The 25272-nt window shown below is 52.5% G+C and carries 21 protein-coding genes; 8 read left to right on the top strand and 13 right to left on the bottom strand.

Going from position 1 to position 25272, the window contains the following annotated elements; all coding sequences use genetic code 11:
* Positions 1 to 1461, bottom strand: a complete 1461-nt coding sequence (locus tag METH5_RS0107245; RefSeq protein WP_029147877.1) for a DegQ family serine endoprotease — start codon at positions 1459 to 1461, stop codon at positions 1 to 3.
* A gap of 262 nt (positions 1462 to 1723) precedes the next feature.
* Between METH5_RS0107245 and METH5_RS0107240 the strand changes: the two genes are divergently transcribed.
* Positions 1724 to 2821, top strand: coding sequence for an HPP family protein (locus METH5_RS0107240; protein ID WP_232410980.1), 1098 nt, complete (start codon positions 1724 to 1726; stop codon positions 2819 to 2821).
* Here METH5_RS0107240 and METH5_RS0107235 read toward each other — a convergent pair.
* Positions 2818 to 3261 (bottom strand): DUF2721 domain-containing protein, encoded by a 444-nt coding sequence (locus tag METH5_RS0107235; RefSeq protein ID WP_029147875.1) that lies wholly within the window; start codon positions 3259 to 3261, stop codon positions 2818 to 2820. The two genes, METH5_RS0107240 and METH5_RS0107235, sit on opposite strands and share 4 nt — an antisense overlap.
* A 283-nt stretch (positions 3262 to 3544) precedes the next feature.
* On the opposite strand from METH5_RS0107235, the gene METH5_RS0107230 reads away from it, so the two are divergent.
* Positions 3545 to 6151 (top strand): chemotaxis protein CheW, encoded by a 2607-nt coding sequence (locus METH5_RS0107230; protein WP_232410979.1) that lies wholly within the window; start codon positions 3545 to 3547, stop codon positions 6149 to 6151.
* On the top strand, positions 6151 to 8313 hold the full coding sequence (locus METH5_RS0107225; protein WP_232410978.1) for a bifunctional diguanylate cyclase/phosphodiesterase: 2163 nt from the start codon (positions 6151 to 6153) through the stop codon (positions 8311 to 8313). The genes METH5_RS0107230 and METH5_RS0107225 overlap by 1 nt, the downstream gene beginning before the upstream one ends.
* 32 nt (positions 8314 to 8345) lie before the next feature.
* Here the strand turns inward: METH5_RS0107225 and sbmA are convergent, their stop codons facing one another.
* Positions 8346 to 9572 carry a peptide antibiotic transporter SbmA gene (gene sbmA / locus METH5_RS0107220; RefSeq protein ID WP_029147872.1) on the bottom strand — a complete coding sequence of 409 codons (1227 nt, stop codon included), beginning with the start codon at positions 9570 to 9572 and terminating at the stop codon, positions 8346 to 8348.
* A gap of 132 nt (positions 9573 to 9704) precedes the next feature.
* On the bottom strand, positions 9705 to 10073 hold the full coding sequence (locus tag METH5_RS0107215; protein WP_029147871.1) for a hypothetical protein: 369 nt from the start codon (positions 10071 to 10073) through the stop codon (positions 9705 to 9707).
* Between the two features lie 208 nt (positions 10074 to 10281).
* Here METH5_RS0107215 and METH5_RS0107210 point away from each other — a divergent pair, with 208 nt between their 5' ends.
* Positions 10282 to 11298, top strand: coding sequence for a serine protease (locus tag METH5_RS0107210; protein WP_029147870.1), 1017 nt, complete (start codon positions 10282 to 10284; stop codon positions 11296 to 11298).
* A gap of 101 nt (positions 11299 to 11399) precedes the next feature.
* Positions 11400 to 12191, top strand: coding sequence for a MipA/OmpV family protein (locus METH5_RS0107205; RefSeq protein ID WP_029147869.1), 792 nt, complete (start codon positions 11400 to 11402; stop codon positions 12189 to 12191).
* Positions 12192 to 12209: 18 nt separating this feature from the next.
* On the opposite strand, the gene METH5_RS0107200 is transcribed toward METH5_RS0107205, so the two are convergent.
* Positions 12210 to 13115 (bottom strand): PHB depolymerase family esterase, encoded by a 906-nt coding sequence (locus METH5_RS0107200; RefSeq protein ID WP_029147868.1) that lies wholly within the window; start codon positions 13113 to 13115, stop codon positions 12210 to 12212.
* Between the two features lie 94 nt (positions 13116 to 13209).
* Between METH5_RS0107200 and METH5_RS0107195 the strand changes: the two genes are divergently transcribed.
* Positions 13210 to 13809 (top strand): NTP transferase domain-containing protein, encoded by a 600-nt coding sequence (locus tag METH5_RS0107195; RefSeq protein ID WP_029147867.1) that lies wholly within the window; start codon positions 13210 to 13212, stop codon positions 13807 to 13809.
* A 10-nt stretch (positions 13810 to 13819) separates the two neighbouring features.
* Here the strand turns inward: METH5_RS0107195 and METH5_RS0107190 are convergent, their stop codons facing one another.
* Genes METH5_RS0107190 through METH5_RS0107180 form a run of 3 tightly spaced genes read right to left on the bottom strand, consistent with a single transcriptional unit; the run spans position 13820 to position 17438 of the window.
* A complete protein-coding gene (locus METH5_RS0107190; protein ID WP_029147866.1) occupies positions 13820 to 14803 on the bottom strand; it encodes an XdhC family protein in 984 nt (327 codons plus the stop codon).
* 5 nt (positions 14804 to 14808) lie between these two features.
* The gene (locus METH5_RS0107185) at positions 14809 to 16971 is read right to left on the bottom strand and encodes a xanthine dehydrogenase family protein molybdopterin-binding subunit (protein ID WP_029147865.1); all 2163 of its coding nucleotides are present in this window, start codon (positions 16969 to 16971) and stop codon (positions 14809 to 14811) included.
* An 11-nt stretch (positions 16972 to 16982) separates the two neighbouring features.
* Positions 16983 to 17438 carry a (2Fe-2S)-binding protein gene (locus tag METH5_RS0107180; protein WP_029147864.1) on the bottom strand — a complete coding sequence of 152 codons (456 nt, stop codon included), beginning with the start codon at positions 17436 to 17438 and terminating at the stop codon, positions 16983 to 16985.
* A gap of 276 nt (positions 17439 to 17714) precedes the next feature.
* Between METH5_RS0107180 and METH5_RS0107175 the strand changes: the two genes are divergently transcribed.
* Positions 17715 to 18722 carry an NAD(P)-dependent alcohol dehydrogenase gene (locus METH5_RS0107175; protein WP_029147863.1) on the top strand — a complete coding sequence of 336 codons (1008 nt, stop codon included), beginning with the start codon at positions 17715 to 17717 and terminating at the stop codon, positions 18720 to 18722.
* 64 nt (positions 18723 to 18786) lie between these two features.
* Here the strand turns inward: METH5_RS0107175 and METH5_RS0107170 are convergent, their stop codons facing one another.
* The 5 genes from METH5_RS0107170 to METH5_RS0107150 form a co-directional block, all read right to left on the bottom strand.
* Positions 18787 to 19491: an MBL fold metallo-hydrolase gene (locus METH5_RS0107170; protein WP_029147862.1), complete on the bottom strand. Its 705-nt coding sequence runs from the start codon at positions 19489 to 19491 to the stop codon at positions 18787 to 18789.
* A 159-nt stretch (positions 19492 to 19650) separates the two neighbouring features.
* Entirely contained in the window at positions 19651 to 20070 is a 420-nt protein-coding gene (locus METH5_RS0107165) for a DUF6691 family protein (RefSeq protein WP_029147861.1), read from the bottom strand.
* An 11-nt stretch (positions 20071 to 20081) separates the two neighbouring features.
* Positions 20082 to 20519 (bottom strand): YeeE/YedE family protein, encoded by a 438-nt coding sequence (locus METH5_RS0107160; RefSeq protein ID WP_198290688.1) that lies wholly within the window; start codon positions 20517 to 20519, stop codon positions 20082 to 20084.
* 38 nt (positions 20520 to 20557) lie between these two features.
* Positions 20558 to 20782, bottom strand: a complete 225-nt coding sequence (locus METH5_RS0107155) for a hypothetical protein (protein WP_232410977.1) — start codon at positions 20780 to 20782, stop codon at positions 20558 to 20560.
* Positions 20783 to 20996: 214 nt separating this feature from the next.
* Positions 20997 to 22574 (bottom strand): Na+/H+ antiporter, encoded by a 1578-nt coding sequence (locus METH5_RS0107150; protein WP_029147858.1) that lies wholly within the window; start codon positions 22572 to 22574, stop codon positions 20997 to 20999.
* Positions 22575 to 22932: 358 nt separating this feature from the next.
* On the opposite strand from METH5_RS0107150, the gene METH5_RS0107145 reads away from it, so the two are divergent.
* Positions 22933 to 25206: a bifunctional diguanylate cyclase/phosphodiesterase gene (locus METH5_RS0107145; RefSeq protein ID WP_051412897.1), complete on the top strand. Its 2274-nt coding sequence runs from the start codon at positions 22933 to 22935 to the stop codon at positions 25204 to 25206.
* Positions 25207 to 25272 lie beyond the last annotated feature (66 nt).

Genomic DNA, 25272 nt, shown 5'->3' with positions numbered 1-25272 from the left:
TCAACTCATTTTAACCGGCACGTAAATTTTGCTGTCACCACGCATCACCAGCAAGGCAACGTTCTTTACGTTTTGCGACAACTTGTCCTGCAGTTGCGCCACATTTTTAACCTGGTCACCATTCACGGCCAAAATCACATCCCCCGGCTGAATGCCTGCGGTGGCTGCAGGCCCTTTAGCCACCTCTTCAACCAGCAAGCCTTGCTTGAGTTGCGTTTGTGCCAACTCTTGCGAGGTCAGTGGGCGCAAGCTCACCCCCAGTTTAGATTGCTGGCTGTCTGGCACCGTGGCAGGGCCGGCTTGCGCCGTTTGCATTTCATCAATACGCACAGACAGTTTTTTCAATTGCTTGTTGCGCCAGACTTCGATGCTGGCGGTACTGCCCGGCTTCACGCTGGCCACCATCGGCGGCAAATCGCTGGAACGGTCTATACTTTGACCATTAAATTTGACGATCACATCGCCTGGCTCCAGGCCCGCTTTATCCGCCGGACCATTTTTTTCCACATTGCTCACCAGCGCACCATTAGGCGACTGCAAGCCAAACGAACTGGCCAGATCCTGATTAATGGATTGCACGCCGATACCCAAACGGCCACGGCTGACTTTACCCTTCTCAAGCAACTGCTGCTCAATGCCCATGGCCACATCAATCGGAATAGCAAATGACAAGCCCTGATAGCCACCACTACGGCTATAAATTTGTGAGTTAATGCCGATGACCTCACCATTCAGGTTAAACAACGGGCCTCCTGAGTTGCCAGGGTTAATGGCCACGTCTGTTTGCAAAAACGGCACATAGCCTTCATCTGGCAAGGCGCGCGATTTGGCAGAAATAATGCCTGCGGTCACCGTATTATCAAAACCGAATGGCGAGCCGATGGCCACCACCCAGTCGCCAACATTGCTGTTTTTAGTACTACCAATGTGCACCGTCGGTAAATCTTTGGCCTCAATTTTAAGCACGGCAACATCGGTCAGTTTATCGACGCCGATCACCTTGGCCTGAAACTCACGCTTGTCTGAGAGCTTCACCGTCACCACGTCCGCTTTGTCGACCACATGGGCATTGGTCAGAATCACGCCATCAGACTTAACGATAAAGCCAGAACCCAGGCCGCTCATAGGGGTTTCGGTTTGTGGCAGGTTGGGTTGAAAACGACGAAACAGTTCAAACATGGGGTCATTCGGGTCCACGCCGGGAATCCCTGCCGTTTTCACCGTGCCGGTCACGCTGATATTGACCACCGCCCCACCCTGGCTAGACGCAATGCTGGCAAAATTAGGCAAGGTAATATAAGCACTCGGTGCCGTCATTGTTTTGGCCGAGACGGGTGCCGTGGCTTGCGCATGATTAACCAGCGTGTTGCCTTTAATCCAGTAGCCTGCGCCGAACAAAGCGGCCACAGCCAAGGGGACAGTGACCCAGTGCGTGAGTCTTGATTGTAAAAACGATTGCATGACAACGTCCTTTCTTGCTCTTTTTAATATGGGCTCTTATTCAACATTTAAGAGTCTCTGCGCATATGAGCAGTAAAAACGTGCCGAAGTTTCACTGTTTTTGTATCTTGATGTATCAGGCAAGCCAGCACCCACCGGCACTGCCTGCGCTGTGGCAGAAAAGGGAAAATGCATTGATCGTGATACACTTCACACTCTTTGTTTTTTGACTCAAGCAATGACAGCGTTACCGTCTTTTTTGAAGCCCTACTGGCCACGACGAATGACAGGCACACTGCGCGACTATGCGCGGGCTGCCATTGGCGCCGGACTGGGTATTTTGTCTACCGGGCTGCTTGCCCTGAGTGTGGTGCCAGGAGACTGGCATAGCGCCGTGTTTTTAATTGCACCTATGGGCGCATCGGCCGTCATTCTATTTTGCCTGCCGTCTAGCCCGCTGGCGCAACCTTGGGCCATCCTGGCCGGCAATACCGTGGCCGCCTTGGCGGGCGTGTTATTCACCCAACTATTACCGCATCAACTGGTGTTTGCCGCTGCGCTCGCCATGTTAAGCGCGATCGCACTCATGTTTGCCCTGCGTTGCCTGCACCCGCCCAGCGGCGCGGTCGCCTTGACTGCCGTGTTGGGTGGTGACGCCATTCACAGCCTGGGTTACAGCTTTGTCTGGTGGCCAGTGCTGGCAAACAGCGTATTACTGGTACTCACTGCCTGGCTTTACCACACCCTGACCGGCTACCGCTATCCGGCTGCGCATCATGAGCATGCGCCCAATTCGCCTACGCATATGCACTACCAGTTTGGCTTTAAAACAGAAGACTTGCAGACTGCGCTAGGGCAGTTTCATGAAGTGCTGGACATACACCCGGAGCAGCTACAAAGCTTGCTTGAAAAAACCGAGCTCATCGCCTACAAACGTAAACTAGAGGCGATTCAATGCCGGGAAATCATGCGCCCGGTGCCAACCATGCTTGAGTTTGGCGACCCGTTGGAAACTGCCTGGCAAACCATCCTCAAACAAACAGAACCAGCCATTCCGGTGGTGAATAAAGCACAACTGGTGATCGGCTTGCTGAGTATGTCTGACTTTATGCGTCATGCCAAAGCAGAAAGCTACCGTGAAGTGGCGCCTGCCTTAAAGCGCCTGATCCGCTGGTCACCGACCACACACAGCGACAAGCCAGAAGTGGTTGGCCAGATCATGACCACCCCGGCAATCACCATTACCGACAACATGCACCTGATGCATACCATTCCACTGATGACCAGCCATCATTTGCAATTGCTACCGGTGGTTGATGCCTCTAACAAACTGGTCGGTATTTTGACGCAAACCGATGTGATTCGCGCCCTGTATCGTTAACGTTTGACAGGTTTTTCGCGCTGCTGAAACGGCACAATCACTTCGCGCGAGGCGAGGACGATTTCACGCAAAAAACACAACAGTCCAAAAATCAGCGAAGCCATAGAAATAATAAAAGACACCATCACCAGGTGCGGCAATCGCAAGCCGGTCTCTACTGACAAAAACATACTGGCAATCGAAACACAGATACACAAGGCGGCAAAAGTGGCCGCAGCAATCGCCCGCCGCAACCATTTGGTGCGGCGCACAATAATCCTCAGCTCATCTTTAAAGCGCTCACGCTTCTCATCAGGCGCATCGGTCAAAAAACGGGCGCGGTCTATCGAACGCCCCAAGCGGCCAATCAGCACGCCTAAAATCGAGCCGATACCGGTCAACAAAAATACCGGCGCCACCGCATCGCGGATGGCTTCAGACACGCTGTGAATTTCAATCATGGTATTAATCATAGGCTTAATAATGCTCAAAGAAGGTCATTAGGCACCAAAACCGCACTATTTTGGTTATTGACGCACTAGAAAAAAGCATGGAGGAATCAATTCTGTGAAAAAGAGCGGGTTTAATGGCTAGTTTAGCGGTTGATAAGCGATTTTTACGCCATGTTTAGTATATTTAGAGCCTTAATATTGCAATAAAAGCATTTTTCTTGCCATTGTTTTTCAATTCAAACCGCTCAAACGGGACCCATTTTTGCTCTACTCAAGCCTGGCAACAATCAATATGGATAGGGAAAGAGGCAACAAGATGCACCCGCAACCGTTAACCGAGGATCTGGCTAACCACTTTAAAAAGGTCAATGACTTTCGCTCACACATCTACCAACTCCAACATGCCTGGGACAGCCTGGCATTGATGGCACAACTCTCTGGCACCGGCTCCGAAATGGAAGAAACGCGCAGTGCCTTTAATACGATTTCTAATGATGTGCTGCGGCATTTATCACAAGAAACCCTGCACAAAACGGCCGCGCAATTGTCTTCAAAAGCGTTTGAGATCATTAACCTGCTGATACGCAACCTGTTTGAGCGCACGGCAGACATTGGCTTTTTTGCCACCGATAACGATGTGCGCGACTATCTGGATCAACATGCGGCGGATACCCTGGAGACAGAGGACCAACGCAGCATTGAGTTTCGCTTTCAGGAGTATCAGAAGAAATATACCGTCTACGACAACATCGTGCTGTTTGATGCCGAAGGCCAGTTATTGCATCAACTGGACGATACGCAAACCACTTTGTTTCACTATCATCCGATTGTTGCGCTGGCGCAGCAGTCGACCGAGCCGTATGTAGAGCGTTTTTATGAAACTGATATCGGCGGCAAGCTACATAAATCGCTGGTTTACGCGCACGAAATACGCAGTAAAGATGGCCTACAGGCATTGGGTGTGATTTGCCTGTGTTTTAAGTTTGTGAACGAGCTGGACACTATTTTTAGCAACCTGATTTCGCACAACGACTGGACCATAGGCGTGTTGCTGGATGAAGAGCGCCATGTGATTGCCTCCAGCGACCCGTATCAAATTCCACTCGGCATTTCACTTTGCGTAGACACCGATACAGACTGGTTTATCACGCGCTTTAACGGCCGCGAATACCTTTGCGTGACGAAACAATCTGAAGGCTACCAAGGCTATTTGGGGCCAGGCTGGTTGGGCCAGGCCATGATCCCGATCGAGCATGCGTTTAACCAGAGCATCCACCCTATGGGGAGCAATATTGATGCGGAAATTTTGCGTAAAGTCATGCGTAGCCCGCTGATTTTTTCTGAAAGCCTGCTAAATATCCCCAAACAGGCCGCCAATATCCAGAGCAAACTGAACCAGTCGGTGTGGAACGGCAACATCAGGCAAAGCAATGACGTAAACACCCAGCAAAAAAACTTTTCCAAAAGCCTGCTTTCTGAAATCAGCCATACTGGCCATAAAACGCAGAAAATTATTGAAAACATGGTGTCTGAGCTTTACCAGACAGTGGTGTCGGTGATGCTGGAAAACTCCAGTTTTTACGCGCAACTGGCGGTAGAAATCATGGACCGCAACCTGTATGAACGCGCCAACGATGTGCGTTGGTGGGCGCTGACGCATGTGTTTAGAGAGTTTTTGGCCAAGCCCAGCTTGCTGGCTGAAGACAAAGGCAAAATGACGGAGGTACTGCGTTATATCAACAGCCTGTATACCGTGTATGACAACCTGATTGTGTTTGACCGCAAGGGTGAAGTGATGGCGGTGTCTAACCGCCAGCACGAACACCTGCTGGGCACACAGTTGGCAGACGAATGGGTCGGCCGAACGCGCAGTTGCAGCTCAACCCAGGACTACGTGGTCTCCCCGTTTGAACCCACCCCGCTCTACAACGACAAACACACTTATATTTATGCAGCACCGATTCGCCACCTCGATGGCAACAGCATCGTCGGCGGCATTGCCATTGTGTTCGATAGTACGCCGCAGTTTCAGGCCATGCTACGCGATGTGATCCCACGGGATAAAACAGATACGCCAGTTAATGGCAGTTTTACCTTGTTTGTGAATGAGCAGCTCAGTGTGATTGCAAGCACACATAAAGACTTTGCCATGGGTGAGCCATTTGAGCTGATGCCCGCGATTAGCAAGTTAAAAGAAGGTGAACAGCTGTTTGACATTGCTATTTACCAAAACACCTACTATGCAGTGGGCGCACGTGCAGCCTATGGTTACCGTGAGTTTAAAAGCGAACAGGACAACTATCGTAACAAAGTCGTCGCGTTGATTTTTACACCGCTGGGCAAGGTCGACGAAATTAACCAGCGCATTCATGCCGAAGCGCAGGTGATTCATAACAAATTCAACCCCAACCTGTTTGTACAATCCGGACAGGACTGCCAGGAGTATGCCACTTTTTATGTGGGCGACTCATGGATGGGCATAGAGGCGCGCTTTGTGCGCGAGGCGATTGATGAACACCAGTTACGCACCCTGCCTGAGTCGGCGCCATTTATTGCGGGCATGCACACCTATCAGGGCGAAGTGATTCCGGTGATAGACCTGGCGCGCATGCTGGGGCATCCGCACTACTTCACTGACTATCGGCAGATCATCGTGATTGAAGACAAAGCAGCTGCACTCAAGTTTGGCGTGTTTGTGTCGGCACTGGGTGAAATCCCCTATTTAGCCCCGAACCAGATTCAAGCCATGAGCAGCTTTTTTAGAGGGGCCAGCCACAACCCCGGCATTGCAATTGCCAACCTGGCCCAGAACAGTATGCTGACTCTGATCACCGCAACCAGTTTATGGGAAAAGGTACTCGCCGTGCGCTCACAACCAGCAGAACAGGTGTACGCCTGATGAATAGTCAGACGATGCTCGACATCATGCAAAATGACATCATGGACTCCTTACTCACCGCACAGCAACAGCGATTGCTGGATACGCTGCTGGATAATCTGGATGGCATGATTTACCGCTGCCTGTATGACAGCAACTGGACCATGATTTATGTGAGCAAGGGTTGCGAAGCCCTCACCGGCTACCCGGCGCCAGACTTGCTGCTCAACAAAACCACCTCTTACGAAACCATTACGCACCCGGATGATAGAGAAAAAGCACGCACCATGATTGATGCCGCCATTCACAAAGGCGAACGCTTTGAGCTCGAGTATCGTATTGTGCGTGCTAATGGCGACATCACCTGGGTGGCTGAGCGTGGCAGCGCTGTGCTTGATCATGATGGCAAACCAGTTGCACTGGAAGGCATTATCCAGGACATCAGCTGCCGCAAACGCATAGAGCACGAGCTATTTAGCACCGAGCAAAAATATCGCTCCATGTTCGAAAATTCAACCTTGGGCATGTTTCAGACCACCGAGTCTGGCACCTACCTCAATGCCAACCCGGCGTTGGCCAAACTGTACGGCTATGTGTCGCCAGAAGCCCTGATTAGCGACCTTAACAATATCAGCACCCAACTCTATGTGGCTGAAAGCAGGCGTGGCGAATTTACCACTGCCATCCGTGCACAGGGCCGGGTACTTAACTTTGAGTCTGAGGTGTACAGGCTCAATGGTGAAACTATCTGGATCTCTGAAAACGCCCACGCCGTGTTTGACCCGCAAGGCCAGATTCTTTACTACGAAGGCACGGTAGAAGATATTACCGACCGCAAAAATCATGAGTTGCAGATTCGCCAACTGGCCGTCACCGATAACCTCACCGGCCTGCTTAACCGCCATGCGTTTAGTGGCAAACTGGCGAGCCTGATTGCCGAGGCTGATAAAACGCAAAACAAGATTGCGATTGCCTTTATCGACCTTGACCACTTTAAGCTGATTAACGATACGCTGGGCCACCGTGCCGGGGATAAACTGCTGGAAAATGTCGCACAACGGCTGATCCAGAGTACGCGGCCGACTGATGCGATTGTACGCTTTGGTGGCGACGAGTTTGTCATGCTCTACCCGGGGCTACGGGTGGCAGAAGATGCCGAGCCATTGCTGGCGCGCGTGATGGAGGCTATTTCACAGCCGATTGCGATTGGTGATTATGTGTTTAACATGACCTGCAGTGTCGGCGTCAGCATTTACCCCGACCACGCCCAAGAAATAGATGCCCTGCTCAGTTGCGCCGACTCGGCGCTTTACAGTGCCAAAAATGCCGGCAAAAACAAGGTGCAAATGTTTAGCGGCGCCTTGGCGCAGCAACTGGGCGAGCGCAATGAAATTGAATACGGCCTGGGCCATGCCCTGCAACGGCAAGAGCTCATGCTGTATTACCAGCCACAAATCAATATGCAGCATGGCAATATCAGCGCGCTGGAAGCACTCATCCGCTGGCAGCACCCTGAGCGCGGGCTCATCCCGCCCGACCAGTTTATTCCGGTGGCCGAAGAAACCGGCCACATTTTTGCGATTGGTGAATGGGTGTTGCAAACCGCCTGCCAAAAAATCAAATCCATGCAAACCGAGTGGGGCTACATGGTGCCGATTGCAGTCAATGTGTCACCGATTCAGTTTTTGCGTGGCAACCTGGTTGAAACTGTGCAGCGTGTATTACGGCAAGAGCGGGTGCCCCCACATTTAATCACGCTGGAAGTCACCGAAAATGCGCGCTTTAAAGACGAAGTGATGTTCACACGCACGCTGGAACAACTAAAGCGACTGGGCGTATGCATTGCCATTGATGACTTTGGCATTGGCTACTCCAACATGGCCTACCTCAAAAACTACCCGATTGATGAACTAAAAATCGACAAGGCCTTTGTGCAAGACCTGGAGCAGAGCGTCACTAACGGCAACATTTTGCTGGCGCTGATTAACCTGGGCAAAAGTTTGCATAAGTCAGTCACAGCCGAGGGCATAGAAACCGAATACCAGCATCGGTTTTTACTGCATAGTGGTTGTGATGTCGGGCAGGGATACTATTACAGCCGACCGTTGTCGGACGAGGCATTGGCTGAGTTTATGCGGGAGCAGCAGCCCAAGTTCGATCATTTTCAGCAGGTGGCCAGATAACGCTGGCCACCGTTGCTTTAGCAAGTGGCTGATCAGGCAGCCGTTTGTTCGATCTCTGGCAAGGCTTCATTTTTGATCGCCGCTTCAAATGCGGTCAACCGTTTGTACACCGAGAGCAGTTCAACAATGGTGGTCCAGGAGTTCACCAGATATTGAAACGAGTTACTCACCTGTGAAAACGCGGTCAGAATCTGCTGCAAAATACCAAAAGTAATGCGACCGGCGGCAATGGTCGGCACCAGAATCAGGTAGGCGAAAATATTATCTGCCTGCAAATACAGGCTGCGCGCCACGTTGAAATACATATAGTGAAAATAAAGGCGGAAGTAGTTTTTACGTACATCCATAAACAGTGACTTGAGCGTTGCCGGTTGTGCGCGCTCGACATTATCTTCGCCATAGACCAGCTCTTTACGGTAAGCCGCTTCTACGCGCTGATTTCTAAATTCCAGCCCCGGCAATTTAATCCCCACTGACGCCAGCAATAAAGTCCCGAATATAGACCAGGCAATCGCCGAGGTAAACAATGGCGCAGGCACGGCACCAAACAGCGGCAACTCACTCACATAAGCCGATAAACTCCACAGCACAGGCAAGAATGCAAACAGTGTCATAATCGCCTCCACCATAGACACGCCCAAGCCTTCCATAATGGTGGCAAAGCGCATGGTATCTTCCTGCACCCGTTGCGAGGCACCTTCAATCCGGCGCACCTGTGGCCATTGGCTGGTGTAAAAATCGTTCATGGCCGTACGCCAGCGAAAAATATAATGGCTGACAAAAAAGCGCGTAATCACGTAAATAAAAATCGCCACGAAAGCAATTTCGGCAAACTGCAACATCAAGGTGTACAACTCGGCAGTGGTCACTTTGGAGTTAGGTGACAAGGCAGCCTGTACGCCGTCAAAGAACGGTCGGCGCCAGTTATTAATCGCCACAGATACCTGCACCGAGTAATAAGTAGAAAACAGGATAAATGCCGAGCCGACAATAGACCACCATTGCCAGCGGCTAGGTTTGAGCTTAAACCAGGCAAATGCAAACAAGGCGACACTGACGGCGTAATAGCCATAAAACAGTTTGAATGAGTCGGTGACAAAATGGCCGAGGCCGATCACCGGCTGCTCTTCTGCCATAGATAAGCCAACCATGGCACCGATCGCCGTTGAATACTCAAACCAGACGCCGCAGCAAATAGCCGCCCAAACAATGACGGAAGGCCAGAACCAGCGGGAATCAGGAAAAAAGGATTTAAACATAGCGCTTTCTTTGACTATTTTTCTTTAGATGGTTTTTAGGACAATTTTCTGCCAGTGTATTGGCTCTTGAAAAGACCTGCAACAAAAAAGCCTCCACAAGGAGGCTTTATGTTTAAGTGACAACGCTTGCAACTAGATGCGGTTGCCGCGGAAGCAACATCCCAGCGGCGTATTGGCAGTGTAATTGGCTTTAAGCATGATGGCATGCGGCCTACTCGCCGAGTGCTTTTGTGGCACGTGTTTTTTATATACCGCTGGTTTTTTCATGGTCACCGGTTTCTCTTCATCCGCCGCCGCGACTTTAACCGCTGGCGGCTGTGAATCGCTGGCAACAGCCGCCAGCGTGGCGTCAGGCTTTGCTGCCATCGCCTCACCAGACTGTACCGCGCTCAGCAACGGATTATTGTCAGCCGGGGCTTGGTGCTCAAAGGTAATCATCATCAGGGCAAGCATGTTTAGAAAAATCAGCTTGGGTAACATATAGGACTTGGTTCGTTGCATATTTAATACTCAGTTTCGTCTCAGGCTATCTCAGCCGTGATGATAGAGGGTTAGGCCGGACTAAATAAGTAGGCAGGCGCCGATTCGCTTGTCAGACAATGCCTACAAATTAACTATCACAGAAAACATTTACGCGATACGATGGTCAGAAGACAACTTGAGTCGTGCATCAATAAGATGCCGCTGGCCTATCAACATGGGAGCCTGTATGAAACAGTTATTACTATTGCCGATCATCTTGTTGGGGGTGAGTCATGTGCGTGCGCAGCCTAGCATTGTAGAGACGCTGGAACTCGGTCACTCGATTGTGATGGTGACCACCGACATGCCTGGCGGCTCTAATGGCCGCGGCTCTGGCGTGGTGGTGAGCCCCGAATATGTGGCGACCAATTGCCATGTGGTGGCCAATAGCAACGGCGCCAATATCGCCAAGTTTCGCGATGGTTATCAACCCATCGCCCTCAAAGCCAACTGGAAACGCGATGTCTGTTTGCTCAAGTTTGATCCGTTGCCATTTAAACCCATCCCCATGCGCGACAGCAAAACGCTGCAATACGAAGAAGAAGTGTTTAGTTTGAGCTTTCCGGCGGCGGCGCCCGTGCCGCAACTGTCTTATGGCAATATCAAGGGCATTTATCCTTATGATGGCAGCATGATCGTGCGCACGAATGCGGCTTTTTTAATGGGATCCAGCGGTGGCGCACTGTTTGACCAGCACTTTAACCTGATCGGACTCACTACCTTCAAAAGCCCTGGGCACCAGGCGTTTTATTACAGCCTGCCAGTGGAGTGGATCAAAGAGTTGATGGACGCGCCTGAAGTGATCTCGCTCAAAACCAATGAGGTGCCATTTTGGGCGTTGCCGCTGGAGCAGCGCCCCTACTTTATGCAAGTGGTGATTCCGTATCAAAACGCTGACTGGCCAGCACTCAAAACGATTGCTGACCAATGGGCACGCCAGGAACCGGCCTCGGCCGATGCCTGGTATTTTTTAGGGCTGGCAGAAGAAGGCTTGCAACAGTTTGCGCAAGCCGAGCAAGACCTAAAACATGCTTATGACCTGAACCAGCGTGACTATGATGCCATGCTGGCATTGTCACGCGTGGCGTTTACGCAAAAAGACCTGCCAACCTTGCAATCACTGCAGCCCGCCATCAGTGCGATTGATAAAGACCAGGGCGAACAAGTCACACAACAGATTCTCAAATTAAAACAGGGCAGCTAGCCACAGGGTGCCGCCAAGCATGTTACGCTTCGGCGGCCGGAACTAATCAAGCCCCTCACCGCCCAAGCATCACAACATATAATAATCACGGATACACACGCATGATCACGCACACTCTCTCCCGCACGGCAGCCAGCCTTGCAATTTCATTATTTAGCGCAGCCGTGGCCGCGGAGTCACGCGTTGATCGCCAAACCGAAACAGCGGTGCCCAGAGCACAAAACTTATACGGTATTGGCGTAGGCGTATTGCCCAGAACCTCAGGCTCAGACGAATACCGGGCACTGGTGTTGCCAATTGTTAATGCCAACTATGGTGACCGTTTTTTTGTCAATGCCTTGCAGGCAGGTGCCTGGCTGTTAGACAGTGATGACCAGCGCTTGCGTTTTGGACTCTCTGCCGAAGCCAAATTTGGCTGGGATGCCAGCAAAGGCGACCGCACCCGTGGCATGCATGACAGGGATTTTTCAATTTTTGTCGGCCCGCTGCTACGCTGGCAAACCGACTATGGCACCATCAATGCACAATGGACGACTGACGCCAGCGGCAACAGTAACGGCCAGCAAGTTCAGCTGCAATACATTAAAAGCCTGATTCGCGCACCACAACTACGCTTAAATGGCGTGGTAGGCGCCACCTGGAACAGCCAAAAATTTAACGACTACTACTTTGGTGTGCGCACGAGCGAAGTGACGGCCAACCGCCCCTTTTATCGCGCAGGCTCCGGCGTTGAATGGCAGGCTGGGGTGAACGGCATGATGCCTGCATTTAAAGACCACTCATTGCTATTTGGCGCGTTTATCACCCGCCTGAGCAAAGAGCAAAATGACAGCCCGATTACCGAAACCAGAATCCAGCCGATGGCCTATGTCGGCTACAGCATTCCTTTTTAGCCAAGTTGGCAGTGGCCGTTAGTGGCGGCCATTGGCATCAAAAAATTGCCAGATCATCTCGTTGGCGACAATAGCCTCTGAGCCTGCACTGCCGCCACCCGGCCAGGAGTGGCCTCCAGTCTCGGTCACACACAGTTGCACTGGCGCCAACCCGCCACGATGGACTTCACAATAAGCGCCAACGACATCCAGGGTGCGCTCCGCCTGTGCACTGGCTTGGTTGAGCTGCACCCACTTTTGTATCGTCGCTGGCACTGACACAAAGCTCACATCGACCATGGACTGCTGGCCTTTGCCACCACTAAACGGCACATGATCATCATCTTGCGCATGAATATGCAAAATCGCCACCGGCTTGGTCGGCTGGCAACGCTGGGTATTGTCTGTGCCTGCAACCGCGGCAATGGCACTCACTGTGTCAGAGAGTTCACACGCCAAGCGGTAGGCCATCATGCCGCCATTAGACATGCCATCAACAAAAATACGGTTGGCATCAACGTTGGCCCGTTGCTGCATGTCTTGAATCGTGCGGCGAATCACCGCCACATCATCACTTTGCTTTTTAACCGCTGGGCCGCAACAACTGCCTGCGTTCCAGGTGGCAAACTTGCCGCCCGGCAAACGGCTGTAGCCATTGGGGAACACCACGATATACCCATATTGTTCTGCGGCTGACACCTGATGATAAAAGCGCTCGGTTGCCTGCACCTGCCTATTGCCCAGGCCGCCATGCAACACCAGCACCATAGGCAACGCTTGACCAGCCTGTGCCTGCTTGGGGACATGGACCAGATAGGGGCGCTGGTCTCCGTTCACGGTCACAGCAAATTCATAGTCGCCTGCCGCAAGACCGGCCCACACCAACGCAGGAAAAGTCAGAAAACCCAGCAACACACTGTAATATAAACGCTTAGGCAAAGTCATCGCTGCTCCAGACAAGCGTATGGCAAGCATACATGAACGCGCCAGTGAAGTGAGTTGTTGACCACGTAAGTTCAACCGATGCAATAACAGACATATGACACCTACTGACCCCGCACAACGACCTGTCGTCGGCTTATTGCTGGCAGGTGGCTTTTCGCGCCGCTTTGGCGCGCAGAACAAACTGCTACAACCACTCGCTGATGGGCAATTGATGGCGCTGAGTGCTGCGCAAACCTTGATTCAGGCGCTGCCGAACAGCATTGCGGTGATACGTGGCAGTGAGTCGCCACTCGCTAGCCAGCTCATGTCACTTGGGTTTAAGGTGGTGACATGTGAAGAACAACATCAACAGATGTCGGACAGCCTGAGATTAGGTGTTGTGACGGCACAAACACACTTTCCACACATGCCTGGACTGGTGATTGCGCTGGCAGATATGCCATACATTCAGACCGCCACAATTGCGCGCGTCGCACAACAACTCACGCAGGCAACTATTGTGCAACCAATGTATAAGAACCAGCCCGGGCACCCGGTTGGATTTTGCCGCGACCTGATTCCGGAATTACTGTTGGTCGAAGGGGACCAAGGCGCGCGGGCAGTCTTGCGCGCGCATCAGGCCGAGATTTTACGATTCGAATGCCAGGATGCGGGCATCTTAAAGGATATTGATACACCTGCAGACATGATTTGACCCATGCTGGTCAAGCCGCAACAAGATTTGCACTGCTTTGCGACAACCCGACCTGTTGCAACTGTGCCCGTGCCTGAATCAGCTCTGCCAGAATAGATACCGCAATTTCAGCCGGGGTGCGGCTACCAATACGTAAACCCACCGGGCCATGCAGGCGATTCACTTCCTGCTCACTTAAATCAAAGCTGCGCAAACGCTGTTTGCGTTTTTCCTGGTTTTTCACCGAGCCCAGCGCACCGATATAAAACGCCTCTGATTTGAGCGCCTCAAGCAAAGCCATGTCATCCAGTTTAGGGTCATGCGTCACCGCCACAATCGCCGTGTGCGGATCAGGCGCAATGTCGAGCACCACATCGTCCGGCATGCCGGGCAACCAGTCCGCGCCTTCCACATGCCATTCGGCACGCATGTCTTCACGTGGGTCGCAAATCATGACGTGGAAATCCAGCGCTTGCGCCATGGCCGCCAACACCGACCCTAACTGGTTGGCGCCGATGATGAGCAAGCGCCATTGCGGGCCAAAATAGCTGTGGAACCAGTCGTTATCCAGGTAAGGCAAGCCTTCTGGCAATACGGGCTGCTGGCGCACTTCACCGCTATGCAAGTGAACCGAGCGCTTTAACAAGCGCCGCTGCGACAAACTCTCAAGCATCGGTGCCAGTTGTGTGGCATGCGTTAATGGCTCGGCAAAAATCTTAAGCTGCCCGCCACACGGAATACCAAAACGTTGCGCTTCATCCTGATGAATGCCGTATTCGAGAATAGCGGGCTGTGTGGGTAACTGCTGATGTTTGGCTTTATCTGCCAGGTCATCCTCAATACAACCGCCCGACACCGAGCCAACCAGATGGCCATCATCACGCACCACCAAAATAGCGCCCGGCAAACGCGGTGCCGAACCCCAGGTCTGGATCACGGTAAACAGGTGCGCGCGATGACCTTGTTGCAGCCAATCGCTGGCACGTTGCAGCACTTCCCAATCTGACGATTGCATTACACTCAAGCCAGTTGATCGCCAATCGGCAAACGACGAATACGTTTACCGGTGGCCGCAAACACGGCATTTGCCACAGCTGGTGCCAACGGCGGCACGCCAGGCTCGCCCACACCGCCCATTTTTTCGGTGCTCGCCACAATATGCACGTCTACCTTGGGCATGTCTTTCATGCGCAGCACCTGGTAATCATGAAAGTTGGACTGCACTACCTGGCCCTCTTTAAAGCTGATTTCGCTGCTGAGCGCCGCGCCCAAGGCATACGCAACTGAAGACTCCATTTGCGCTTTAACGCCATCCGGGTTCACCGCCAGGCCGCAATCAATCGCCACCACCACGCGGTGCACCTTGACCTCGCCCTCTTTGACCGAGACTTCAGCCACTTGTGCCACATAGCTACCAAATGACTCGTGCACAGCAATGCCGCGGAACACGCCTTTAGGCAATGGTTTGCCCCAACCTGCTTTATCGGCGGCCAGGTTGAGTGCTGCCAAATGGCGCGGATGGTCTTTGAGTAATTGACGTCGATAGGCCAGCGGGTCTTGCTTGTCTGCATGCGCCAGCTCGTCTACCAGGCTTTCCATGACAAAGCCTGAATGGCTATGCCCAACCGAGCGCCACCACAATACCGGCACATCACTTTGTACTGAATGCAATTGCACCTGATGATTCGCCGTGCCTTTCACATAAGGCGAATCGGCCACCCCTTCCACCGAGGTGGCATCAATGCCTTCTTTAATCATAAAGCCTTCAAAGGGTGTGCCTTTGATAATCGACTGCCCGACCAACGTATGTTGCCAAGCCTGTGGCTTGCCTTGTTTATCCAGCGCAACGGTGGCGCGGTGCACAAACATCGGTCTGTAAAAGCCACCTTTAATATCATCTTCACGGCTCCACACCGTTTTCACCGGCAAACCGGCGGCTTTAGCCACCTCTACCGCCTCAGACACAAAGTCAGCCCGTGGGTTGGCGCGACGGCCAAAGCCACCGCCAAGAAACTGGGTATGAATACTCACTTGCTCAGGTTTGAGCCCCAGGATCTTAGCCGCCGCGGCCTGGTCGGTGGTTTGCATTTGCGTCCCGGTCCATATGTCGCAACCCTGCTCAGAGATTTTCACCGCGCAATTGAGCGGCTCCATCGGCGCGTGCGACAAATAAGGCAATATATATTCTGCCGTCACGGTCTGTTTGGCCTGCTTACTGGCAGCGGCAACATCGCCCGCCTTGGCGGCAGATAAACCAGGCTGTTGTGCCAGTGCCTGATATTGTTTTAATAAGGCAACAGAATCCGGCTTGTCGTGCCCAGCCAGGTCCCATTCCAATTTGAGTGCTTCACGCCCCTGCTTGGCCGCCCAGTAATGCTCGGCAATCACCGCGACGCCAGTCGGCACAGTCACCACTTTAATCACACCCGGCACTTGGCGTGCAGCGCTGTCGTCTACGCTTTTCAACTTGGTGCCAAACACTGGCGCACGCGCCACCATGGCCACCTTCAGGCCCTCAAATTGCACGTCCTGGCCAAACTTGGCAGTGCCGTTGATTTTTTCTGCACTGTCCAGGCGTTTGGTCGCTTTGCCAATCAGCTTCCATTGTTCGGGTTTTTTCAAAGTGACGCTGGTTGGCGTGGCTAGCTGACTGGCCGTTTCTACCAATTGGCCGTAACGCAACTTTTGTGTGCCGTTAATCACCGCCCCGTTTTCAGTGCGCAAACCATCGACCGGCACATTCCACTGCTTGGCGGCGGCCTGTATTAACAGAGTACGCGTCAGCGCGCCGGCCTGACGGTAACGGTCAAATTCTGACCAGGTAGTAGAAGAACCACCTGTAATCTGAATGCCATACGCAGTGTGAATATAAGCAGGTGCAGCAGGCGCGTGCTCGACCTTCACTTTGCTCCAGTCTGCATCCAGTTCATCGGCAATCAGCATCGGCAAAGTCGTCCATACGCCCTGCCCCATTTCGCTATGCGCCAGCATCACGGTAATGCTGTCATCCGCGCCTATGCGCAAAAATGCATTGGGTGCCGGTAATGGCATGGCTTCTGCCGCATTGGCTACACTCATAAAACGCTTGGCCTGCGGAATACTAAAAGCCACCACCAAGCCACCTGCCACCAACGCAGTACTTTTAATAAAACTACGGCGCGAGAGATTAATCATATCGTTCATTGCGTCTCTCCTTAAGCCAGCTTGGCAGCAGCTTCGTGAATCGCTGTGCGGATACGTTGATACGTGCCACAACGACAGATATTGCCGCTCATGGCGGCATCAATATCGGCATCACTGGGTTTAGGATTTTGTTTGAGCAACGAGGTAGCCGACATAATCTGGCCCGACTGACAGTACCCGCATTGCACCACATCAATTTGCTGCCAGGCAGCCTGCACGGCCTGGCCGACTTTGTCTTCGTGCATGGCTTCAATCGTCGTGATGTTTTTGCCAACCGCCGCACTCACCGGCGTGACACAGGAGCGAATGGCCTGGCCATCCAGATGCACGGTACAGGCGCCACATTGCGCCATGCCACAGCCAAACTTGGTGCCAGTCATGCCAGCCACATCGCGGATCGCCCAAAGAATAGGCATGTCGTCACTGACATTGAGCTCGGCTTCTTTGCCGTTGATTGTTAGTTTCATTGGGCGGGTTCCTTGAGTAAATCTGTTATGCCTGTTGGCAGAACCAATCTAAAGTTGGCTATCGTGAAATTATACTAACATACACACTTGTATGTATGTGCGTTTATGGCATAGCAAATATGAAATTTAACACTGTTAAATTGTGTACACAGCCTCGCTATATCTATCTGTATATAACGATAGACTCAGATAATTTACAGCCCGCCGACAACACGGCACAATCCAAATATCGCATACACAATATGATTGTGAACAATCTGTTTTAAGGAGAGTTAAATGAGTAAAGCCATCATTGTGCAACCCGGTGGCGGGTATCAAAACGTGACCATAGGCAGCCGTGAAGCGGCCGCGCCCAAAGCTGGTGAAATCACGGTCAGGCTGCATGCCAACTCACTCAACTACCATGACTTTGCCGTGGTGAGCGGCATGTGGGGACCAACCGAGCCACGAATCCCCATGGCAGACGGTGCTGGTGAAGTGGTTGCTGTCGGCGCAGGCGTCAGCGAATTTAAAGTCGGCGATGCCGTCGTCAGCACCTTTTTCCCCACCTGGCAATCTGGCGTACCGCACGTGGAAGGCTTTGCCACCGTGCCTGGCGATGGCATAGACGGTTACGCACGTGAACTGGTGACCGCCAGCGTGGCGTCGTTTACCCTGGCACCCAAAGGCTGGGGTCATCTTGCCTCCTCTACTCTCACCACCGCAGCCCTCACGGCCTGGCGATCACTGATGGCAGATGACCACCTTAAAGCAGGCGATACGGTGCTGGTGCAAGGCACAGGCGGCGTGTCTATTTTTGCGCTGCAATTTGCCAAACTGGCTGGAGCTACCGTGATTGCAACCTCCTCGAGTGACGCCAAACTGGAGAAACTCAGCGCCTTAGGCGCAGACCACGTCATCAATTACAAAAGCACACCGCAATGGGGCACCCTAGCGCATGAGATGTCTGGCGGTCGCGGCGTCGACCATATTGTGGAAGTCGGCGGCCCGGCCACCTTAGAGCAATCCATGCTCGCAGCGCGTGTCGGCGGCCATATATCGGTGATTGGTATCTTGACTGGCCTGGCGGGTGATTTTCCACTGGTGACAGCCTTAATCAAGCAATTGCGCTTGCAGGGCGTGCTGGTAGGCAATCGTGAACAGCAACAAGCCATGGTGAAAGCAATTAACGCTAACGGCATGCAGCCGGTGGTGGATAAAGTATTTGCCGTAGAAGAAATGGTGCAGGCGTTTCAATACCAGGAAACCAACCAGCACTTTGGCAAAATCTGCCTGCAGATTTAATGTTTCACCTGTTTTAGCTTGCTACAGAAGCTGACAGCACCACGCTCTGTGTATAGCCAAAAACTCATGACGACTGATTTACCACCTGCCGGCCGCACGACTGGTTGGCTGGCAGCGCCACAGCCATCTGTATTGGCGGCGCCAGTTTGAGGTTAGCCATGAGCTGCACAAACGCCGCACGTGAAATTTGGCCACCCAGCCGCGGATTATCACGTTTTTCTTTACCCACGGTCGATACCGTATGGCCGTGATAATCATGGCCAGGATAAACCAGGGTTGCATCGGGCAGACTGAAAATTTGACGATGCACACTGTCGTATAGCTGACCAGCATCGCCCTGCTGAAAGTCAGTCCGGCCACAGCCATTGATGAGCAAGGCATCGCCGGTAAAAATACGGTCACCCAGGCAGTAACTCACGCAACCATTGGTGTGACCGGGCGTGTAGCGCACTTCAATATCCAGTGAACCCACCTTTAAATGCATGCCATCAGTCACCAGCAAGTCACCACACAGCACACCCGCATCACGGTGGATCACGCTTTGGCTACCCAAACGCTGACGTAGTGCATCTGCCGCTGTCACATGGTCGGCATGCACATGGGTTTCTAACGTATAGGCCAGCGTTAGCCCCTGGCTATTCAAGGCGTCAATATAGTGCGCGACCTCACTCTCAACCGGGTCAATCAACACGGCCTGCCGGCTTTGCTCGCAGGCCAGCAGATAGCTATAGGTGTGGCTTTCTGCTTCAAAAAACTGTTGAAAAATCATGTGTCAGCTCCTAAGAAATAGTTTCTTGAGAGATCGTGATGCCAGGCCGTGTTTAAAGCAGACATGTTTAAAGACGATCAACAGAAACGAGGCAGGCCAGTGATTGACTGGCCAAAAGACCAGGCATAAGTTGTGCGCGCGATGGCGACAAGAAAAAGATTAAAACCAACCGCGGCGCACGGCCAGCGTATGCAAGGCCATGCCTGCGATCATACTGGCGACAAACAGCCACACGCTACTGCCGCCAACCAAGAGTGATGTCACCGCCGGGCCCGGGCAAAAACCGACCAAGCCCCAACCAGCGCCAAACAACAGCGCGCCAATCACCAGTTTTCGATCAATCAACGTGGTCGTTGGCAACTGCATGGGCAGGCCCAATAAGCTGCGCGATTGCCTGGCGGCCAGCTTAAATGCAAAAAACCCGATCGCAATCGCGCCCATCATGACAAATGCCAATGAAGGATCCCAATCGCCAGTGATGTCTAAAAATGCCAATACCTTGGCTGGATTAGTCATGCCACCCACAATCAGCCCCAGACCAAACACCACCCCAGCTATCAACGCGATAAATACAATCATACGACCGCCCCCTATCCAGCGACCAGCACATGGCGCACCAGCCACACCACCAGCCACACCACCAGCATCGCCACCAGCATAAAACTCAGCGTAGCCACCAGTGAGCGCAGCGATAACCGCGACAACCCGCATACGCCATGACCACTGGTGCAGCCGGAGCCCAGGCGACTGCCAAAGCCAACAAGCACGCCAGAGACCATCAGCAAAGGCACACTGGCAGTCATTTGCATGACAGGTAAAGGTGCGAACAGCGCATACAGCAAGGGCGCAAACATTAAGCCCGCCACAAAAGCCCAGCGCCAGGCACGGTCGCCAGTACCGGCTGACCATAACTGGCCAACAATGCCGCTGATACCGGCAATCTGGCCCAGCCAGCGGATCAGCAGCAAGGCCGAAAAACCAATCAGCAAGCCGCCGATTAATGATGACAAAGGTGTAAACGTGGTCATGCGGGACTCAGTTTTAAGCGTTGATGATTAAATGCAGGCTAATCGACCTCATCCGCCATGTCTTCATGTGGCGTGGGGGAGTTACGGTTACACTCAAAGCCTGCTTTCTCTAGCGCCACGCGATAATCACACGCGGGCAGATGCCCTTCGAGGCGGCCATTGATTTTGGTTGTTTCCTCTTTGCAAAGTGCACAACGATAACGATGCGCCTGTCCTTCAAAATGCTCTTGCGGATAATCAATATAGAACAGTTGTTTCATCATGGCCTCCTCTGGTTGCGACACTACCAGCCTATGCTACGCCTGCGACCGCAGGCTGGCAATACACACAAAAACGGGTTCAGCAAGGATTTTTTGAAAATAATTTGAGCGTGCAGATTTTAATCACCCCCATTTTTAATCATAAAATCATATAGTTAAATCACTCACCCACAACACATCCAAAAAGTTATCCACAAAAAATGTGGACAGCGCACACCTAGCCACGGCTATGTAAAGCTGCAATTTCCTGAATATCCAGATCGCGCTCCATCACATGCAGCAATTCATCGTGAATCTGGCCCGAGCGATGTAACTTAAGCAACTCTTCGCGCCCGGCGGCCACAGCGGCCAGCACGACATTAAAATGCGCTTTGCGCACATCCTCTGGCAGCATGGCATCATTTTTATGCTTGTCTGACAAACTTTGCCGATAGCCATATTGCTCCAGCAACCGCGGGTGCTGCAGCACGCCTTGTTCGTTGTAAGCCAGTTTGTTCACCACCGCATATTGCGCCTGCTCTATACGCGCCCAGGTTTGCGGCTCATTTAAGTAAACCCGCTCATGTGCCGTGGCTTTTAATTGGAGTACGCGGATAATCCAGCCGATGGTTGTGCCCTGAAACAATACCGTCACCAGAATCACGGCAAACGCACACAGCAGCATCAGGTCACGCCCCGGCACTTCAGCTGGCACAGCCAGCGCAGCGGCCAGCGTGACCACACCGCGCATCCCGGCCCAGCTTTTCACAAACGACTCACGCCAGTTGCTTTGTATAGGCGAGGCCCGTTTGCTCACAAGCTTGGCCAGGCCATCCACTGCAAACACCCATACAAAGCGTGACACAATGACCACCGCCAGCACCAACAATACCTCCATGCTGTAATCGGTGATAGATTTCTGCCCCTCGGCAATACGATCCCACACGCCGCGCAATGAGAGCCCGATTAAAATAAACACCAGTGACTCCAGCATGAAAATCATGATTTCCCAAAAGGCGCTACCGCGACGGCGCGCGGTCGCAGTCATCAGTTCATGCTGATGCCAGCCCAGCATCATGCCGTACGTCACGGTGGCAATCACGCCAGACACGCCCAGATGCTCGCCCACCACATAGCAAATCCAGCCAGGCAAGGTTGACGCCAGTATCATAAGCGACGTGTCGCGCAAATAACGCAGGGTTTTCAAGACCACATAGCCGGTCGCGCCGCCCAGCAGCACGCCACCGATACTCAACCAGGCGAACGCTTGCAGCGCATCACCCATCGAGAACACGCCGGTTAATAACGCAACAATTGAAAACTTGTACAACACCAGGCCGGTGGCGTCGTTGAGCAGGCTTTCGCCTTCAAGTAACACCAGCAATTTTCGTGGCAGGGCCACACGCTGTAGTACTGCCTTGGCTGCAATCGCATCCGGTGGCGACACAATCGCCCCCAGGGCAAAACAAGCGGCCCACGGCAAACCCGGATTAAACGCATGCAAGGCCAGGCCCACCAACAGTGTCGTAAATAACACCGCACCCACCGCCAATAACAAAATGCCGGTCAGGTGGCGCCTAAACTCATGCCACACCGTGAAATAGGCGCCTTCCATCAGCAAGGGCGGCAAAAACACTACCAGCACCAGCGCAGGGTCGATCTCAAACGCTGGCAAGCCAGGAATAAAGGCAATCGCTGCGCCGCCGATTAATTGCGCCACGGCTGGCGGCCAGCGTAACTTTTGCGCCAAAAACTCCAGCGCAATGATCGCCACTAAAAAAAATAAAATCAGATTGAAATAAAACTCATTGGGCATAAATTAAGGATGCGCTTATTGGCGCAAAGCCAACAAACAACACTTTCGCATGCAAAAAACAACTGAAAAACCACGGCGGGGCGTCACCTGCTGACACTAAACGAGTGTAATAGAAAACATCCGCCGGCGTTTCATTAAAACACGTAAAAGCTGTTTAAGCCGCGGCTTAGCGCGTGCTTTAAGTCATGGCCACACCCGTCATGCAGCGCTTGAAAACAACATCCACCGCCCGCCACAAAACATATATTTACATATGCAATCAAAGCAGTGTTTAATAACGGCTCCTGGGTTTCTATTGTGTCGCACACCCATCACCGAGAGTCATTATGTCTCAGTATTTACTGCGCTGGCTGCACCCATGAAGTTAGACTGGAAGACCTGTTGGCTTCTGGGCCTGCTGGCGACTGGCTGCCTGCCATTACTCAGCAAGCTAGGGCTCAGGGATAGCTGGTACTTTTTAATTGCCCTGCTCAGTGTCGGGGTCACCTGGCTAGGTATTTGGCAACAGCGCCCAGCACCTTTTCAACCCTGGTTAAAGTTCGCCATCGCCATCAGTGCGCAATGCCTGGGCGGGCTGATAGAAGCCAATACTGATGCCAGTGGCGCCTTTGGCATGCAATTATCACCGGCAGATCTATGCTTGCTCACCGGGCACCTGGCCTTGATGAGCGGCCTGTGGCAATTGGCTTGTCACCAACAGCCACAATTTCCGCGCCATGGTTTTTTTCAAGGCTGGATTCTGGCCACCAGCCTGATGTTAATTGGTTGGCAGTTTCTGTTTTTACCCACCATTGTGCATCACGGGTTTTCGCTAGACCGGCCACAAATCTTTCGCATGCTCTACCCCTCACTCTCGTTTATTGAGTTAGGCATGCTGCTGTGGTTATGGACCAGCAGTGCCGCTTACGCCTCACGCGCCTTTATCCAGCTATGCCTGGCCACCTTGTTTTTTGCCATCGGTGAAAGCATTTTTCATGGCACCAGCAACAGTCTGGCGGTGCCGCATGACATCAACCTCATGTTTTGGCTGTTGGGCTATGTGAGTTTTGCCAGTGTCGCCCTGCACCCCGATTTAGCCCAACTCGGCCAACCACGCGCCAGCGAAGATGACCGTCATGCCAACCATATTTTGACGCTACTCTTGCCGCTGGCGCTGCTTTTTCCGGTGGCACTGCTGCTGCGCTACTTTCAGGCGCTGCATCCGGCCACCATCGGTATTTTGCTTGGTTTTTTTATTGTGTTTATCATCGGCTGGTATCAACTCAGAACCACCATGGGCAATATCATCGAGGTCAAACAGCAACTACAACAACAAAACCGCACTGACTACCTGACGGGCGTGCCTAACCGCAACTATCTTGAACAGGTAGTTGAACAGAGCATTTATGCCTCGCGCAAACCGCTGCCGCATAGCCTGAACGCCATGTTGCTGATGGACATAGACGGTTTTAAGGCCTTTAACAATATTTTTGGCTTTGGCTTAGGGGACCTGATTTTAAAAGCGGTGGCCAAACGGCTCTATCACGACAGCAAAATCCACGGCGACCACTTTGCCCGTGTTGACGGTGACGAGTTTATTTTGCTCATGCTCAATGTGCCCGAAAAAGCCATGGTAGAACAACAAGCCTGGCATATTCACCAATTGCTTGAGCAACCATTTGTGGTCAATGGGTTAACCGCCAAGGTCAGCTGCAGCATCGGCATCTCGACGGCAGACTCATTCACCAAACATACCTTTGCCAATATGCAACGCGAAAGTGAGCGCGCACTCTTATGGGCAAAAGAAAGCCAGTCGCAAGTAGAGTGCTACCAGGCCATGCGCGATAAAACCACCGACAAGAGCTGGGTGATCAGTGAGTTCCGGCAAGCCATTTATCATCGGCAAATTGTGGTCTACTACCAGGCAAAAGTGCATTTGCAAACGCAAACGGTGTTCGGGGTAGAGGCCCTGGTACGCTGGCAACATCCGGTGCGCGGGTTGATTATGCCGGGCGAGTTTGTGCCGCACATTGAAAACACCGATCTCATTCACACCCTGTTCAAACTGGTGCTGAATGAATCTACCCGCCAGTGGCAGCAGTGGCACCAACAGCAGCTTGAGCTGACGATTGCGGTAAATGTGAGTGCGCGCGATTTGATGAACTTTGACCTGGTGAAAGAGATGGAGCACGCGCTGCAAAAACACGCCATGCCTGCCAGCTGCATAGAAGTTGAAATTACTGAATCCAGCGCAATCGCCGACCCCAGGCGCGTCAAAAAGCTATTGTCTGCGCTGATCGCCCTCGGCGTTAAAATCAGCATTGACGACTATGGCACCGGTTACAGCTCGTTGCTTTACCTGCAACAATTGTCTTTGCACTACCTTAAAATAGACCAGCAATTTATCCGCGAAATGCACCAGGATGCCTGCAGCCTGGCCATCGTACGCTCGACCTTAGAGCTGGCAAAAAACCTGAATATCGAGGTCATCGCCGAAGGGGTGCATGCGATTACCGTCTTGCAACAACTCATAGGCCTGGGCTGCTATGGCGCACAAGGCTTTTTATTTTCACCACCGGTGGCAGCCAGCGACGTTGCCGCCACGGTCAAACGCATTGCAGCAAGCCGTTATGAACTCGACCAGGCAAACTGACTCCAACTGAGCATGGGGCTAAAACCAGCGGCAAAATTAGTTTAATATGCTGCAAATCATGGCAAA

Origin of the sequence: Methylophilus sp. 5, assembly GCF_000515275.1 — a bacterium.
In the GTDB taxonomy this organism is placed as follows: domain Bacteria; phylum Pseudomonadota; class Gammaproteobacteria; order Burkholderiales; family Methylophilaceae; genus Methylophilus.
This window is presented reverse-complemented; position numbering and strand designations above follow the sequence as displayed.